The sequence below is a fragment of the Actinotignum saccati genome (assembly GCF_051265055.1).
Taxonomy (GTDB): domain Bacteria; phylum Actinomycetota; class Actinomycetes; order Actinomycetales; family Actinomycetaceae; genus Actinotignum.
Window position 1 is genome coordinate 116,217 of record NZ_JBOZCC010000006.1, and the last position, 16,942, is coordinate 133,158.

Genomic DNA, 16,942 nt, shown 5'->3' on the forward strand with positions numbered 1-16,942 from the left:
TTTAAGCCTAGCATTTTTTGTTTGTTCCATCACTATTTGCGCGGAAGTTGCGCTGAGAGCGTGGCGCGCCGGCGTGGTCCAGAATGTGGTACGACGACGCCGCTCCCGGCCGCGTTCCCCTCCCGCGACCGGTGTTTAGATCCGCACCGAGTACTGCGAGTTATCGAAATAGCTGCGCATCGCGCTGGGTTCGTCGGTAATAATGCCATCAACACCCAGGTCGAGCAGCCCTTCCGCTTCCGCGGCTGAATTAATCGTCCAGGCGTGCACCGCCAGCCCTTGCGCGTGGGCGAGCTGCACAAACCGCGCGGTGAGAACGGGAACCGGGTGGCCGAGTGTGCCGCTGCCAGACTCATCCTCGCTCCGGAGCGAGCGGTGCAAGCGGTGGGTGCGCGAAAGCGGCCACGGGTTCGGTAGCGAGCGAAGGCCGGGCAGCGAGCGAAGGCGGGGTAACGAGCGCGGGCGCGGCAACGCGATATCTACCGGCACCTGAACGGCCTGGAAGCCACGCTGCGAACCGGGGAATTTGGCGATGCGCACCCCTTGTGCTCCCGGGAGGCGGGAGAGCGCCATGAGCCAGGCCACCGCCGAGCGGCCCAGCGAAAATGTGGCTCCGGGCAGCCGGCTGCGCATGCGTTCCACCCGGGCTTGGGAGAAACTGGCCAGGCACACCCGCCCCGCGGCCCCGGTGCGCCGCACCGCTGCCACCAGCGGTTCCACCGCGGCATCCGATTTCGCGTCCAGGTTAAAAACAGCATCCGGGAAAGCGTCGAGGACTTCATCCAGGCGCGGCGGGCGCTCCCCGGCTTCGTTGCGGACCTGCGCTACTTCCGCCCAGGTGTGCGCGCTGACCGGGCCAACCCCGTCCGTGGTGCGGTCCAAGAGCGGATCGTGGAGGATCACCGCTACGCCATCCGCAGTGGCATGCACATCCGATTCGATATGCCGAAATCCCGCGCGGTAGAGAGCCTCAAAAGCGCGCAGGGAGTTTTCCGGGTATTCGTTACCGCCGCCGCGGTGGGCGATGATGAGCGCGGGCCCATCAATATCGTAGAGTCGCCCCATTACTTGCAATCCGCCTCGAGAGGCTGGGCTTGGCGTTCTTCCAGGAAAGCGAGCGGGTCGAGAAGTTCGTCATTAGCGGCGTGGATCTCCAGGTGGAGATGCGGGCCGGTGGAGTAGCCATTCGAGCCCACCGCTCCGATCACGTCACCGGCCTTGACTTTGTCACCGGCCTTGACGAAAACTCCGTCGTCGTACATGTGGATATACCAGGAGCTGAACTTTTCTCCGTTAATGGTGTGCTCGATAATAATGAGATTATTTGAGCGGCCCTGGATGCCTTCGCCGGCGTGCTTGACCACGCCGTCAGCGATGGCGTGGATCGGGGTGCCGGCCGGGGCGCCGAAATCCTGCCCGGCGTGGGAGGAAACTTCCCCGGAGATCGGGTCCACGCGGGTGCCGAACGGCGAGGTGAGGCGATAGCTACCCTCGGGCAGCGGTTTGACGATAAGGCGATCCGTAGGGATATCAAAAGCGGCGCGAGTACCGGAAGCTCCGGCGGAGGTGGGGCAGGCGCGGCGCGGATTTTCCGCCGCGGTGCGGGCCTGGGCGCGCTGAATCGCACCGACTTCCCCGGTGAGCTGGGCCGGGGTGGTGAATTCTTCTGCCATGGGTGCCACGAAAGCTGGGTTCGCGGCCTGCGCCGCATTGCCCTGCAAGGTGGACATAACGGGAAGCACCATGCCCAAGCAGGCCACCGCGCCAATAAGAATATTGCGGTAAGGAGAAACGGAACGCGCTACCGCCCAGTGCGCGGCCGCCCCGGCCAGGATCCGGTCCGAGCGCTCCCGGTTCTGCGCGCGCCCACGGGCTTCACCCGCGCGCACCGCCGCATCAATATCCGATTCGGAGAGGACTTCCGTGCCCTCGGTATCGGTGGTGATTCCCGCGGCGCCGATTCCGCCGGTGGGCGCGGCTTCGCAGGCGGCGATGGTCAAAGAAGAAGGAAGAACGACACCGAAAGCGGCCCCGCGCCCCGCGTTCACTTGCGGTTTTAGTTCCGGGGTGGGGAGCGCAGTAGGTTCTGGCAGCGGGCTGACCGGACGCGCGCTTACCGGTGTGGCTTCCGACTGCGGGGTAGCTGCCGGCGCCGCGACGCGGGCGCGTTTGCCGCGCGCGGGAAGTTCGCTCACCGTTGCGAGCGGTGCGACTGTTGCGGGCGTTTCTGCTGCCGCAGCCGGGGCGACCGTTTCTGCCGCTGCAGCCGGGGCGACGACGGCGGCGCGGCGCCCGCGCCGCTCGGGTTGCGCAGCTTCGGCTCGTTTGCCGGAGGTACGCACCTGGCCGGCACTTTCAACGGTAGCGACCGCGCGGGAAGTTGAAAGGGACTCCGGCGCGGCAGCGCGGCGGGCACGCCCGGCGGAAGTTTCAGGAGCCGCCAGAGTTGCAGGAGCCGCAAGAGTTGCAGAAGTTACCTGAGCGGTGGGAGCAGCGGGACGTGCATGCGAAGCATGCGCAGCGTGCGCCGCGCGTGCAGGATGCGAATCAGGCACCGCGTGCGAAACAGACACCGAGTGTGAAACGGACACGGCGTGCGAAGCCGCCGCCCGGGAACCCGCAGGCCGAGACACCACCGAGCGCGAACCCTCCGCACTCACATCAGCAGCGGCGCGCGCGGCGCGTTTCCCAACGCGCTCCTGCGGAGCCTCGTGCGCCCGGGCCGCTCTGCGCCCGCCGCGAGAGGTGTGGTGTACCGCGCTCACTGCTCTCCTCATTTTCCCTGCCAAATGGCCGGCTCATCCACCGGCCCGTCACTATTACAAAATGATAACGGTCAGCGCCGGAAAGGCAAAGAGTTTTCACCACATGAGCCGTATCGCATCGCGCCCTACCGGCCCCACCCCGAACCGTTCCGCACCCTCATCACAGCAAACACACCCCGCCCAATCCGCGCTATCTCGCCGTTTTAGGCACGGCGCTGCATGGAATCGCGCACGTCCCCGACGAGGTCTTCAATGACATCTTCGAGGAAGATCACACCCGTTACCTTTCCGTTATCTTCCACGATAGCCATATGCGTCCCCGAGGTTTGCATAGTTCGCAGGGCGTCCTCCACGCTGGTGCTGGCAGCAAGGCTGCGGACCGGCCGCACCAAGCGGGCGGAGATAGGCAGGTCGCGCTGGGCGGCGTCGAGAATATCCTTCACGTGAATGTACCCGACGATATTCCCGCCACTGACCAGTGGGAACCGTGAATACCCGTGGTCGGCCACCAGCCGCTCCACCTGCGCGGGCGTGGCGGTGCGCGGGCAGGTCACCACCTTATCGAGGGGCAGCATAGTGTCCCCCACCTGGTGTTCGGAAAATTCCAGCGCCCCGGTGATAAGCCCCTGGGTATCCTGGAGCACTCCGGCCGCCTGGGAGGCGTGCACAATCGCCGCAACCTCGGAAGCGGTAAACGCGGAGATAACCTCGTCTTTCGGTTTCATCCCCATCCAGGAAACGATATGTACCGCGAGCCAGTTGAGCGATCCGGTGATCGGGCGGAAGACCCGGTCAAAAACCAACAGCGAAGGCACAAACAGCATCCCGAGGCGTTCGGGATGGGTGACCGCCAGGTTCTTCGGCACCATTTCCCCCAGGATCACGTGCAGGGCGGTTACCAGGAGCAGGGCCAGCACAAAAGCGATGGTGTGGGCGAGGACCGCCCCGGCGCCCACCGCGGCCAGCGGCACCAGCAGCAGCGCCGCGAGCGCCGGTTCCGCGAGCGCCCCGAGGGCCACCGAGCACAGGGTTACGCCGAGCTGGCAGGCGGCCAGCATTTCATTGAGGTTGCGGGACGCCGCCAGGGTTTTCGCGGCGCGCGCGTTGCTTTCCGCCAGGGGTTCCAGGCGGGAGGGCCGCGAGGCGGTGAGCGCGAATTCGCAGGCCACGAAATAGGCGTTTCCGGCAAGCAACAGCACGGTGAGGATGAGGGCGAGGGTATTACTCATGGATTTTCACCTCCACCGTTTCCACGCGTCGTTCGTCCATAGCACGCACTGTCAACTGGGCGTCGTCGACCTCCACCGTGTCCCCCACCGCAGGAATACGGCCAAGTTCGGCCATAATCAGCCCGCCGAGGGTTTCGTAGGGGCCGTCTTCGGGCAGGCGCACCCCGCAGATGCGGAAGGCTTCGTCCGGGCGCAACAAGCCGGGCACCACCCAGGTTCCCGGGGCGGTGCGGCGCGCGCCGGTGCCGCGGCGGTCGTGTTCGTCCGCTATATTGCCGACGATTTCTTCCACAGCGTCCTCAAGCGTCACGATTCCGGAGGTGCCGCCGTATTCATCGACGACGACGGCCGTTTGGCCACCGATATCTCGCAGCACCACGAGGAGCTCGGGCAATTCCATCGTTTCGGGTACCGCAAATGCTTCGCGCATCACCGAGGAGGAGGTGACGGGCACGTCCGCGCGGCGCTCGGCAGGAATAGCCACGGCGGGGCGCAGGTGCGCGAATCCGCGGATATCGTCGAGGCCGCCCTCGCCCACCACGGGGAAACGCGAGAAGCCGGTGGTGCGGGCTGCGGTGATCACATCCGCCGCGGAGGCGGTTTCTTCCAGGTATTCCACCCGGCCGCGGTCGGTCATAATATCGATGGCCGTGAGCCCGCCCGCGCCGATGGAGGCGGTGAGCAGGCGCGCGGTGGAGGGCTCCAGGGTGCCGGCCGCCGCGGATTGGCGCACCAGGGCACCCAGTTCCGGACCCGAACGCGCCCCGGAGATTTCATCGGCCGGTTCCACGCCCATGCGGCGCAGCAGCCAGTTCGCGGTGGCGTTGAAGGAGACGATCACGGGTTTGAACACCACGCTGAAGGCGTGCAACGGGCCGCCCACCCGGGCGGCGGTGCGCAGGGGTTCGGCCAGCGCCATATTCTTGGGGACCAATTCCCCGAAGAGCATGGAGAAGAGATTGACGAGGAGGAAGGCCGCGGCGGCGGCAATAGCAACCGCGGCGGCGCGCGCCACCCCGGCCGCGCCCAGCCAGCCCGTCAATATGTCGGTGAGGGGTTGCTGGGCCACGTAGCCGAGCAGGATCGTGGTGATGGTGATACCCACCTGGCAGGCGGAGAGGAAGAGGGAAAGGTGGTGGAGGCGGCCGGCCACGCTGGCGGCGGCCGGGTCCTCAGCGGCGCGCGATTCCACCGCGGCCGGGTCCAGGGCCACCAGGGAGAATTCCGCGGCCACGAAAAGCGCGGTTCCCAGCGTGAGGAGGATGCCGAGAAGTAAAAGAAGAGCGTTGGTCACATAAACTCCAGGGTAGGTGCTTCTTGCAGTCTAGCGATTCGCGGGGGTGGCGCGCGCCGCCGGTGTACGCGAACTGCACCGCACGCGCCGCCGCACGCAAACGCAACCGGTCTGCGCGCGCCACTCGATGCGGGCGAGCACGCTAGGATTTACCTAGTAGCAAGGGAGGCAGCCGTGGATTCTTTACGTGTCATCTTTATTGGCGATGAGCTGGTGGCCGGGTACGGCGATGCGCGGGCGCTCGGGTGGACGGGCCGCGTGATGGCTCGCACCCTCACCGATCCTCCGCTCCTCCCCCTCACGTTGGCTGTTCCCGGGGAAACAATTTCGGAGATGGCGGAGCGCTGGGAGCGGGAAGTTGCCCTGCGCACCGGCCCGGATATTGAATCGCGCCTGGTGATCGGGCTGGGAAGTCACGATCTGGAGCGCGGTGGCACCATGGCGCGGGCGCGCCTGCACCTGGCGAATCTGCTGGATTCCGCGGACCGCATGCGCATGCGCCCCTTCGTGGTGGGCCCGCCCCCGCGCCCGGATCTGCCCCGCGATGTGCAGCTCAATTTATCCAATGCCTACCGGGATGTGACCGAGCGGCGGCGTTTCCCCTTCGTGGATACCTTTAGCCCCCTGGTGGATCACGAGCAGTGGAATACCGATATGGACCTGAGCGGGGGTTATGCGCCGCGCCAGGCCGGTTACGGGCTTATGGCCTGGCTGGTGCTCCACCACGGGTGGAACCAGTGGCTCGGGATTCGCGCGGCGGCCAACTAGTAACCAACTACATAGCCCCGGCACTACAACGCGGCGGCCGACCACCAGATCGACCGCCGCGCAGCTCACTACTCGCAAGCAAAGCTTTTTAGCGACTTAGTAGTACGCCCCCTGTCGGAAATCCCAGCTGAGGAAGGATTCGGAAAGCAGCTGGAGAATCCGATCCAGGTACACGCCCTTGCGGATGAGCACCGGCGCGGGGGTGACCATCCGCTGCCCGTTCTGTTCGGGAACCAGTTTCCCGGATTCGTCCACGAAGGACACCATCACGCCCTGCTCCCAGCGGGTAGCTTCGGAGGCATCGGGCTGAATGGACGTCACATAATCATCAGCTTCGATCACCAGATCCGCTTCGGTGGCAATATCGGTTCCGATTCCTTCCACCTTGCCGCGGTTCCCACGCCCGGAGGGATTCGCCGAGGAAGCGAAGACCAGCTTCCTATCCTTCTCCCACAGCTCCGCGGCAATCTGCTCGGCAGCCTTGCCGTAGCGAATCACGAAGCAGGAGGTTCCACGCCCGTCGCGCACGAGGTTGCGCGCTTCGCCTTCTTCCGGAATGTATTGTTCGGCAGCCTCGGCTCGCCAGGGCAGGATGCAGCCCATGAGGATATCTTCGTCCCAGTTCTTCTGGTAAAAATCGCGAATTTCCGGGGTGAGTTGCGCCAGGGTTTCCAGTTCTTCCATGGAGCCGCACAGCACCACGGCGGGCTTATTGCGTTTGCGGTTCTTCACCGCGAATTTGCGTTCCAGCCCGGCCGAATCGGTGGTGGCGATAATATAGCCGACCTTGGTGGGCACCACGCACATGGCGCCGCCCGCGCGAAGCAGCTGGGTGGCTTCCGTATTCAGTTCGCCATTCCAGTGCACATATCCTTCAGCCACGCGGGCCTCCTTCTCTTCTACCGTGGGTGGTTCCGTTTTCTCGCGAAACATGCGCGCGGTTTTCGTTTCTAGTACGACGACGCCCGGCGCGTGCCGCGCCGGGAAACCGCGCACTCTAGACACTAATGTAAATTCCAGATTCTGAGACGAAATGTTCATATACTGGACGTACGCGAATCGTTCCGCGGACTAACATACCCGCCTATCCGGGGGAGATACGGAGTAACATATCGGGTGGATTGTCGAAAATATCGCCGATTGCCAATGAGGACACGGCACGGCACACACCATACGGAAGGGCACTAGCGGGAATGAGCGGAGTGGGATCTGAGGGAATCGACGTTCTTGTTGTGGAATCCGGAATCCTCCGCGTTGAGATCTCCTATGCCGGGAAAACCGGCTGGGCACTTGCCCATAACCAGGTTCCCGTTATCAAAAATATTCTCGCTACCAATACGTCGGATAGTGAGGCGAGCGAACCGGCCCACCTGGACCTGAGCGCTCGTATTGGCGCGGATTCGCTTTTCGATCTCACGGTTCCCCTTCCTGAACTTCGGCCCGGAAAGGCCACCCCGGTAGCACCGCGTTTCCTCGCGCACACCCGCCTCGACCCGAGCACTCCCCTATTACAGGCCACCGAATCCCAACCCGGAACCCTAGAAGCACATCTACGCACCGAGGGGAACTCCGCGGCCGGGTATGCCCGAGCCGATATACGTATTCTCGCTCCGAATGAGTGGTTCCACGCTCCGGCATATTTTGAGTCCCTGGCGGCTTTTGCGCAGCCCAACGCCCCGCAGATTCCCGCGCTGGTGCGCAAGGTGTCCGATTTACTCAAGGAAGCCACCGGCGATGCCTCGGTGCAGGGCTACCAGGCCGGTATCGAACGGGTGCTTCAAATCATGTCGGCTGTCTACGCGGTTTTAGCCGCCGAAGATATCCGTTACGTCACCCCACCCGCGTCCTTCGAAAATACCGGCCAGCGCATCCGCACCACGGAGGAGGTTCTCACCGCGAAAGCGGGAACCTGCATCGACCTGGTTCTTACCTACGCGGCCCTGGCGCAGTCCTGCGGGTTGCTCCCGGTGATTATTTTGGTGCCGGGGCACGCCCTCGTCGGTATTGCAAGCACGGAGGACGGCCTGCGCGAACCGGTTATTACCGAACCGGCCTCCATCAATAATTATTTGCGTTCCGGTGCGGTTCTTGCTTTGGATGCTGCTTTTTACGACGCCGCGCTCAGCTTCCCAGATAACCTCAACCGCACCAAGGCCAAGCTGACAGACGGTACTGTTCTTGCCCTCATTGGACTGGCGGAATCGCATAGAGATGGACTGCGCCCGCTCCCCACTCAAGCCCCTCCGGCCACCGCCCTGCCGAATGCCTCAAGCACGGCCTCAGCCACAGCCGAGGCCGAGGCCGCCACGGCCGCTCCTCACACGCACTCCCCCGCCGCGGATATTCGCGCTGCCGGGAAATTGGCGCAGCAGTTGGCCGGAGAGGATTCCGCGGATTATCTCACTTTGGATACCAGCGATGCGGCCCCTGCCCGGGTGCAGCGCTGGAAGCGTGAGCTCCTGGACCTCACCTTGCGCAACCGCCTCCTCAATATCAAACCGGCCAAAGAAGTCCTGGAATTCGAAGTTCGAGCTGGAATGCTGGCGGATATTGATGATCGCATTTCCCGCGGGGATCGCATTACGATGCGCGCCCAGGATGATCTTTCCGATAACCGTTTCCTGCGCGGAACTACGGATGTGAGCGATTTATCCGATGCTGAGGTGAGCGATGAGCTGAGCGAGCGCGGCATCCTATTCGGGCACGTAACGGAGTACCGCTACGCCGAGTTCTTTAAGAACTTGGCTCGCACCACGAAAACGCTGGCGGAGGAAACCGGCTCAGCAAATCTTTATCTCATGCTCGGAACGATGCGCTACACCAGCAAAAACGGGAAAGATGCCAGCGCACCCCTTTTCCTCCTCCCGGTACGGCTAGGGGGAGGTTCAGGCCGTTCCCGTTTCACAATCCAAGCCGATAACAGCGCCGAGGCCACCCCCAACCATTCTCTGGTGGAATGGCTCCATCAGGAACACGGCGTGCATATCACCGCGCTTTCCGAACCGAAGCTTGATGCTTCCGGTCTCGATATTGACTACGCACTCCGTGAGATTTCCGCCGCGCTGGTGCGCGAGAATCTTCCCTTTACGGTGACTCGGGATGTCTACCTGGGTATCGCCAAGTTTTCCACGTTCGGAATGTGGCGGGATCTGCGCGATCACTGGGATATTTTCATGGAATCTCCGGTGTTTGAACACCTGACCCTGCGCCCCGGGGAAAGTTTCGTGGAGCCGGGTGACCTCCCGCCGATTGAGCAGGTTACCCCGAATGAGGCAGAGCTGAATCTCCCTATTCCCGCCGATGGGGCGCAGATGCGGGTGGTATCCGCGGCCGGTCAGGGATATAGCTTCGTGGTGGAGGGGCCTCCGGGAACCGGGAAATCCCAAACCATCACGAATATCCTCGCCCACCTCCTGGAACAGGGGAAACGGGTACTCTTCGTGGCGGAGAAGCAGGCCGCGCTCGACGTCGTCAAAACACGCATGGAACGCATTGGCCTGGCACCTTTTATTCTCGATTTACACGGTGGCGAGCAACGCCCCCAGGCGATTCGGGATCAATTGCGCGGCGCGATTGACGCGAGTGTTCATTACGATATGCACCGCTGGGATAATGCGCGGGCACTGCTGCGTTCCCGCCTCGAACCCCTCGCGGCCTACCCGGCGCTTGTGCACGGAATGAATGCAGCCGGGCATTCGCTCTGGTCGGCCGTCACTGCCTCCCTCGATCTTGGCGAGGGAGCGGTCGCGATAGTTCCGCAACGCTTCGTCACCGATCCGAATGCGCGGGCAACTATCGCCACTATTGATGAAGCACTGCCCAATATTGCAGTGCGAGCACGCAGCACCGATCTGGCCGCCATGGCCGCCTGGCAGCTGGTGGGCCCGTATCACGCCCCGCTCCCCGAACTCATCCAAGCTTTTGACGGGCTCGCGGCCATGGCCGCGCAATGCGAGCGCTACCCGGAGCTAGCCGATACCCTGGAGAGCGTTCCGCTTTCGGACGTACGCAAAGCACTCGATGGAACCTCACCGCTACTAGATCCGGATGAAGCCCGGCAGCTGGCCTCCTCCACCTGGAAAATCGCAACGGTCGCCGATAAGCTTTCCCGGCTGGCTCCCGAACTGGAGTTTTTCACCGACATTTTCTCTCCCGCGTTCTTCGCGTACGGCGATACCTCCGCACTCACCCGCGCGCTCGATGAGCTCGCGGAGGGCGGCTTCTTCGGGAAGAAGAAACGCGTGGCGGCCTACCGTTCAGCCCTTATTCCGGCGCTGCCCGCCGGGCGGGAACCGGATATTGAGGGCAAGCACTCCCCTGATACAGTCCGGGCCGCGCTCGGCCGGCTCAGCTATATGCGCCGCGCCCTAGCTGATCTGGAAACCGAATTAGAAAACATCCCGGGAGCTCGCCAGCGCGTGAGTGTGGCCCTCAGCGACCCGAGCGCTCCGGCAGCTCTTGCGGAGGCAGCGGATTCTCTCCAGCGTTCTTTGGAGCTTTCCACCCGCTTCCCCGCCCTGGTGGAGCTCACCCGCCGCGCCGGCAGCCTGGATGATGCTCGTGCCGCGCTCGACATCATCAGCTCCACCTGGGACGCCTGGGCGACTGCCGCCAATCTGCAGCTCCCTTCGGAAAACCGGTGGATGAGCGTTTTCCGCGAGTGGTATCCGCGCTGGTCAGCAGCCGGGCGTGATTCCCTGGCTGCCGCGGTCGAATGGCACCGCGCCACCGCGATCTTGCGCAAGAACGGCCTGGAAGAATTCCAACACCAAATCGAAATGGGTGAGGTGCCCGACCGTGATATTTCGCTGGCCTTCCGCCGCGGGGTGGCCTCCACCAGCGCGGAAGAACGCATGCGGGCTTTCAGCGGCCATATTTCCCTCTCGGAACAAAATAGTTCGGATCTCACCCGCCTCCAGGAGGCTTTTGCCACGATCCAGGGCGAAGCCACCCAGGCACTACCGGCTACCCTCATGGCGCGGCGTTCTTTCCGCCCCGGGGAGCTCCACGGGAAAGTGGGAACCCTGCGGCGCAACCTGGATCGCAAACGCGGGGCACGCAGTTTCCGCTCCTTGCTGGAAGAATTCACCGAGGAGATCCTGGAAGCCACACCCTGTTTCTTCGCTAGCCCGGCATCGCTTGCCACGTTCGTAGATCCCACTGCCGTAGTTTTCGACGTCGTCATTTTTGATGAGGCGAGCCAAATTACCGTTGATCAGGCGATGGGTGCCATCGGACGCGCCAAAGCGGTGATCATTTCCGGGGATAGCCGGCAGATGCCGCCTACGCGTTTCGGGAAAACCGGGCCCTTCAGCGGTGACGATGAGGACCTTGACGATCCGGATCGCCCCCTCGTAGAGACGGTGGTTAGCGATCTGGAGTCGATTCTTTCCGAGGCGGTCGAGTCCGGCCTGCCGCGGCTGTGGCTCTCCTGGCACTACCGTTCCCGGGATGAATCCCTCATTGCCTTCTCCAACGAAGCCTATTACGAAGGCAAACTTTCCAGTTTCCCCTCGCCGGGTAACGCGGCACTTTTCGGCGGTGCGGGCGTGAGTATGCGGCGCGTTTCTGGAACGTTCGACCGCAGCCGCGGGGCCACCTTCCGAACCAACCGGGTGGAAGCCGAAGAAATCGTGCGCGATATTCACCGGCGCCTCAATTCTCCGGCATTGGCACACCAGTCAATTGGTGTTGTTACCTTCAATATCCAGCAGCGCAACCTTATTCTTGACCTGCTGGAAGACTCACGCGATCCCCTCATCCGCGCCGCGATGGAACAGGAAAAGGATCCGCTTTTCGTCAAGAATCTTGAGAACGTCCAGGGCGACGAACGCGATGTCATTATTTTCTCCACCGCATTTTCACCGCGCGAACCCGGTGGCCCGCTTCCCCTCAATTTCGGGCCGCTCAGCCGCGAGGGTGGTGAGCGCCGCTTCAACGTCGCCATTACCCGCGCCCGCAGCGAGGTGCTGGTGGTCACCTCCTTCGATCCGGAAGACATCGACCTCAATCGCACCCGCTCGCGCGGAATGCAGGACTTGCGTGAATACATGCTGCGGGCCCGCGCGCGTACTCAGAACGACGGCGCAGCTCCCGCGCTGGCTGATTCGGCCGCGGAGGGCAGTTCCGCGCTTCCCCGCGCCCTGAGTATTAATGACAACCCGGTGCGTGATCGACTCATGCACGAGCTGCGCGAGCGCGGTTGGGAAGTGGAGGGTGATTACGGCCTGTCGAGCTACACCCTCGATATCGTGGTGCGCGAACCGGGCAGCAAGGTGTGGCTGCTGGCTGTCATGTTCGATGACGAAAAATGGAGTTCGCTCCCCACCGTGACGGATCGTGATATTACTCCGCAGCTGCTGACCTCCATGATGGGGTGGCTCGCGGTGGAACGCGTGTGGCTTCCGGAACTGCGGCGCGATCCGGATGGGGTCATTGACCGCATTGATGCTTCGGCGCGGAAAGCCAAGGAACGGTACGCGGCAGAGGAACGGAAGGCAGAAAAACGTCAGGAGCGGGCCGCGAAAAAGCTGGCCGGCCGCAAAGCCAAACTCGCCCGCGCGGCAGCAGCGGATGGCGATGCCGCGCCTAGCGAGGAGCTCACCCCAGCCCCGGAAAGCAGCCGCGCCCCGGTGAGCAACCACAAGGACCCGGATGCCGAATCGGCTCTCACCTGGCGCGAAGTCCCCTCGGCGCATCGCAACACGCACACGAAAGCAAAACGTGCGGCTGAGCCAGCGCAACACGGCACCCAGGAGGATCCGCAACCAACCCCGCAATCTGCTCCGCAACCGAAGCGAAGTACAATTCGGGTCGCTCTCAAACCAGCCACCCCGGAAAATCCCACTGACACTTCTGAGGAACGCTGGCGTTTTGGGGAAGCCTGGGAAAAACACGGCACGAAACCCGGAGAATCCGTCCGTCACATAAGCGAGAGCGTTGATGACTGGGGTACCGATATTCCGCCATGCCCAGCACCGTTAACTCTCCCGGACACATCGCCCTTGGGGAGCCGCGAGGAGTTGGAATTCCCCATGTCTACCGCGCGAACAGCCGAAGTTCGCGAAGCCGTGCGAGAGATGATCGAAGAGAGTGCGCCGCTTCCTTTGCAGTCCTTGCGGGTAGCGATTGTTAAGAGGTTTGGGCGGCAACGGACCTCCGAGAAGGTTAACAAAATACTCGATACGTTCATCCCTCAGGATCAGATTTTCGTTGATGATTCCGATGGCCAAGAATTTGTATGGCCTGAGGATGTTTACCCGGAGAATTGGCATTACTACCGCCCCTACCCCGGCCGAGGCATCAACGAGATTCCGCTGCGCGAAATCTATAATATGGCGCGCGTATTGGTTGACAAGTATCCGGAAGAATACCGGTGGGGCGAATATCCTGATGAGGATTTCGTGCGCCGTATTCTCAAAGAATTCAGCCTCTTGCGGCTCAGCCCGGATTCCCAGGCTCGGGTGAGCGAAGCGGTGCTTTTGTACGGTAACGAGCACCGGGACTAGCCGGCAGTAAAGCGGCTCCCGCATTGAGCATAATGCGGGAGCCGCTTATTTTCTACCATTCAAGCGGATCGCTTGTGCCGCCCTCGTGGCGGGCCGTCTTGACGGATTCAGCGAAGCCGGGATCGCTCCGGCCGCGCTAACTTACCCGAGCGGGCGGCGCTGGTAGAGGCGCAGTGCGAGCCAGAGGAGCGCGCAGGCCGCGAGCGCCGTCGTCGTTCCTATCCACCACAGGCCCGGAACCTCAGCACCACTCGCCACGGCGCCCACCGCATCATTCAAACCGAGCGGGCTGTAGCGCGCGCCCGCCTCCCACATGCCGCCGAACGCCAGCACGAGGTACGCAACGAAACCGATACCGGCGCTGGCCAGCATATTTCCCGTCGCCACCGCGGCCAGGACCACCACGGAAAGCAGGAAAATAATCGCAAGCAGCCAGAGTGCCGCGGCTCCCAGGAGCGCGAGCACGGCGCCGTCGTCGAAAAGAATACGAGTGAGGATACCGGCTACCGCGCTGCCGCCGAAAGCAACCGCGGCCACCAGGAGCACCGTGCTCAGCATTTTCCCGGCGAAAACGGCCGTGCGGCTCACCGAGCGCGTCACGATCAGCACCACCGGGCCGCCGAGTATCCCGGTGACGATCTGGTAGGCGCCGAGCATCACGAAAAGCACGCCGAAAATCTGGTGGAGGTTTTTCACCCATTGCGCGTGCGCCTGGATCCAGGTGGGCTCGGGCATGGCCGCGCCGAGCGCCGCGGCGGTATCCGGCCCGGCCAGCGCGGCAATAATATCGGGGGCGTAGAGCGCCGTGAGCGGGGAGACCACCGCGAGCAGCAGCGCCAGGTCGAGCACCACCCAGGTGCTGGGCACGCGCAGCAGGCGGCGCAGGTCGTAGCGCAGCACCGCGCGGTTGCCGGTGCGAATGTCCGCGGCTTGAGTGCGCGCGGTTTGAGTACGCGCGGCGGGGCGATCCGTCGCGCGAGTGTCAGTGGCGCGAGTATTAGCAGAACTCATTGGCTTACCTTTCCGCGCGAGAGGTATTCGTATACATGCTGGAGCGAGGGCGGGGCGACATTGAGCTGCGCCTCCACGCCCGCTGCCCCGCATGCCGCCGCGATGGCGGTGCGCGCTGCCTCGGTATCCGCGCGCGCCACGCTGACCTGCACCGTTGCGCGTTCGGGCCGGTAGAGCGCGAGCACCTCATCGAGGGGCCCTTCGGCAAGGAGCGTGCCCTCGTGCAGCATCCCCACGTGATCGCACACCTGCTGCACATCCGCCAGCAGATGCGAGGTGAGAAGCACGGTGGTACGCCCTGCCAGCTCGCGAATAATATTCAGCACATCGGCGCGGCCGAGCGGATCGAGGGCGCTCGTCGGTTCGTCCAGCACCAGGAGCCGCGGAGCGCCCACCAGCGCCAGGGCAATCCCCAGGCGCTGCGTCATGCCGCGGGAAAACCCGCCAATATTCCCCGGGGCGCGGGTCAGGCCCACCAGCTCGAGCAGATTGGCGGCCCGGCGGCGAGCCACCGCGCGTTCCACCCCGGACACCTCGCCGAAAAATTCGAGGGCCTGCGGCGCGCTCATCCACCCCGGCAGGCTGGGCACGTCCGGCAGGTAGGCGACGCCGGGCACCGGGGCGGCCGGCAGCGTGCCCCGTTCATGCCCAAGCACCCGCGCCGTGCCGGAACTGGCGGCGATAAGCCCCAGCAGAATTTTAATTGTGGTAGTTTTCCCGGCACCGTTCCCGCCGATCAGCCCGTACACCGAGCCCTCGGGCACGTGCAGATTGACATCCGTGAGGGCGGCGAGCCCCGCGAAATTCTTACTGAGATTTTCGGTGCGAACCGCGTACGTCTTATCCATAGAGCTCACGCACCGTTTCGCTCACGTTGGCGGGTTGGGTTGCGGGCGCCGCCGCTTGCCTGCCGGCACCCGTGACCCGCCGTTCTTCCCAGGCCTGCCGCTGCGCCAACGCCTTACGCGCCCGCACGTACATAAAGAGGAAGAGCGAGGTCCCCACCAGCGAGCCGAGCAGCACAATCACCACCCACCCCAGGCGCGGCACCCCGGCGAGCTGCCGCTCCGGCCACCGCGACAGCAGCACCAGGCTCGTGATCAGCAGGGTGAGTTGAATCAGCGCCACGATTCCCAGGGCGATCTGCGCCGCCGCGGGCAAAGCAAGAAAATCTTCCATGGTTACTCAGTTTCTTTCGTATCGGGTGAGGTTGTAGTGCCGCGCGCGGCCTCGGCGGCGCCTGCGGATGCGGCCGGATTCTCCGAGTGCTTGCGTTTGAGCAAACGGTCCAGATTCCGTAGCGCTCCGCGCGTAGTGGCGACGACGACGCCAGCTGCCACCGCGGGAAGCGCCACCGCGGTACATCCAGCTAGGAGGGCTGCCGAGGCCGGGCGGTGACTGGCGTAGCGGTCTTGTGCCACAAGCGAGAGGAGAGCGGTGGCCTGCAATCCGGCCGCGAGCGCGGTAGCTGGAACATCCACGCGTTCGCGATTACCCCAGGCCGCGAGCGTTGTGCCGCCAGCTCCGAGGAGCGCGGCGGGCGCCACGGCCTGCACCGCCGGAACTATGCTGCGAGGGCGCAGGTTGGCACGAAAACCCGAGGGAAGGAGCCGGTGGCGGCGGGCCACCAGGGCGGCTGCTCCCGCAGTGAGGGCTCCGCCAAGAGCTGGCGCGATGCTGAGGGCGCGGCGGGTGCGGGGAGGAATATAGTCTTCCAGGTCCGGGAGGGAATCATCCGGGCGAATCATTCCCAGGCGCACCGCGAGCGCGCCCATATTAATATCCCAACCGATCCCGAAGCTGCGCGGCACGAAAATCCGGGGATTTTCCGGTTCGAACCAGCGCGAGCGCGCTTCGCGGGAGCGCAGGGCTTCCAGAGAAGCGGGGATTCCGAAGATTGTGGGAACCTCAGAATCGGTGGGAACCCCCGAAGCGGTGGGAATCCCGGAATCGGTGGTAGCCGTGGGGGTTGTAGGCGAGTTAGGCTCCGGCATTGTTATCACCTCGGTCGGTTGTGAGGGCGGTGAGATGGGATGTGACGACGGCGGCTAGGTTGCGCCATTCGCCGGCGAGTCGTTCCCCGTAGCTGCGGCCAGCCACGGTAATCGTGTAGATCTTGCGCGGGGGCCCGGCCGGGGATTCCTCCCAGTGAATAGCCAGGTGGCCAGCCTTTTTCAGACGGTTGAGAAGCGGGTAGAGGGTGCCGGCCGATACCGCCATACCCGCATTTTCCAGGCGTTGGAGCAATGCCCCGCCGTAAGCCGGCGCCCTGGAAAGCGAGGCGAGCACGATGAGTTCAAGCACGCCTTTACGAAGCTGAGAATCAGCCACCACTCCCCCTTTTGGTCACCGCGGCGCGGGTGCAGT

At 63.8% G+C, this 16,942-nt stretch carries 12 protein-coding genes; 2 read left to right on the top strand and 10 right to left on the bottom strand.

Annotated features, from left to right (window positions below; genetic code table 11):
• Positions 1-135 precede the first annotated feature (135 nt).
• From ACRQEC_RS06535 to ACRQEC_RS06550, 4 genes are all read right to left on the bottom strand, one after another.
• Complete coding sequence (locus tag ACRQEC_RS06535) at positions 136-1,065, bottom strand: glycerophosphodiester phosphodiesterase family protein (protein WP_284890291.1); 930 nt, start codon at positions 1,063-1,065, stop codon at positions 136-138.
• Positions 1,065-2,573 (bottom strand): M23 family metallopeptidase, encoded by a 1,509-nt coding sequence (locus ACRQEC_RS06540; RefSeq protein ID WP_301575181.1) that lies wholly within the window; start codon positions 2,571-2,573, stop codon positions 1,065-1,067. Before ACRQEC_RS06540 ends, ACRQEC_RS06535 begins: the two co-directional genes overlap by 1 nt.
• Before the next feature lie 395 nt (positions 2,574-2,968).
• The gene (locus ACRQEC_RS06545; protein WP_284890293.1) at positions 2,969-3,994 is read right to left on the bottom strand and encodes a hemolysin family protein; all 1,026 of its coding nucleotides are present in this window, start codon (positions 3,992-3,994) and stop codon (positions 2,969-2,971) included.
• On the bottom strand, positions 3,987-5,288 hold the full coding sequence (locus tag ACRQEC_RS06550; RefSeq protein ID WP_284890294.1) for a hemolysin family protein: 1,302 nt from the start codon (positions 5,286-5,288) through the stop codon (positions 3,987-3,989). Before ACRQEC_RS06550 ends, ACRQEC_RS06545 begins: the two co-directional genes overlap by 8 nt.
• Positions 5,289-5,462: 174 nt before the next feature.
• On the opposite strand from ACRQEC_RS06550, the gene ACRQEC_RS06555 reads away from it, so the two are divergent.
• The gene (locus ACRQEC_RS06555) at positions 5,463-6,056 is read left to right on the top strand and encodes a GDSL-type esterase/lipase family protein (protein WP_087069889.1); all 594 of its coding nucleotides are present in this window, start codon (positions 5,463-5,465) and stop codon (positions 6,054-6,056) included.
• Between the two features lie 96 nt (positions 6,057-6,152).
• Here ACRQEC_RS06555 and ACRQEC_RS06560 read toward each other — a convergent pair whose 3' ends face one another.
• Positions 6,153-6,938, bottom strand: a complete 786-nt coding sequence (locus ACRQEC_RS06560; RefSeq protein WP_284890295.1) for an L-threonylcarbamoyladenylate synthase — start codon at positions 6,936-6,938, stop codon at positions 6,153-6,155.
• A 320-nt stretch (positions 6,939-7,258) separates the two neighbouring features.
• Between ACRQEC_RS06560 and ACRQEC_RS06565 the strand changes: the two genes are divergently transcribed.
• Positions 7,259-13,564, top strand: coding sequence for a DUF4011 domain-containing protein (locus ACRQEC_RS06565; protein WP_435729857.1), 6,306 nt, complete (start codon positions 7,259-7,261; stop codon positions 13,562-13,564).
• A gap of 141 nt (positions 13,565-13,705) precedes the next feature.
• Here the strand turns inward: ACRQEC_RS06565 and ACRQEC_RS06570 are convergent, their stop codons facing one another.
• The 5 genes from ACRQEC_RS06570 to ACRQEC_RS06590 are packed head-to-tail and all read right to left on the bottom strand — an operon-like array spanning position 13,706 to position 16,906.
• A complete protein-coding gene (locus ACRQEC_RS06570; RefSeq protein ID WP_284890590.1) occupies positions 13,706-14,575 on the bottom strand; it encodes an ABC transporter permease in 870 nt (289 codons plus the stop codon).
• Positions 14,572-15,423 carry an ABC transporter ATP-binding protein gene (locus ACRQEC_RS06575; RefSeq protein WP_284890588.1) on the bottom strand — a complete coding sequence of 284 codons (852 nt, stop codon included), beginning with the start codon at positions 15,421-15,423 and terminating at the stop codon, positions 14,572-14,574. Before ACRQEC_RS06575 ends, ACRQEC_RS06570 begins: the two co-directional genes overlap by 4 nt.
• Entirely contained in the window at positions 15,416-15,754 is a 339-nt protein-coding gene (locus tag ACRQEC_RS06580) for a hypothetical protein (RefSeq protein WP_284890586.1), read from the bottom strand. The genes ACRQEC_RS06575 and ACRQEC_RS06580 overlap by 8 nt, the downstream gene beginning before the upstream one ends.
• Before the next feature lie 2 nt (positions 15,755-15,756).
• Positions 15,757-16,569: a DUF5808 domain-containing protein gene (locus tag ACRQEC_RS06585; RefSeq protein WP_284890583.1), complete on the bottom strand. Its 813-nt coding sequence runs from the start codon at positions 16,567-16,569 to the stop codon at positions 15,757-15,759.
• A complete protein-coding gene (locus tag ACRQEC_RS06590; RefSeq protein WP_284890581.1) occupies positions 16,556-16,906 on the bottom strand; it encodes a PadR family transcriptional regulator in 351 nt (116 codons plus the stop codon). The genes ACRQEC_RS06585 and ACRQEC_RS06590 overlap by 14 nt, the downstream gene beginning before the upstream one ends.
• Positions 16,907-16,942 lie beyond the last annotated feature (36 nt).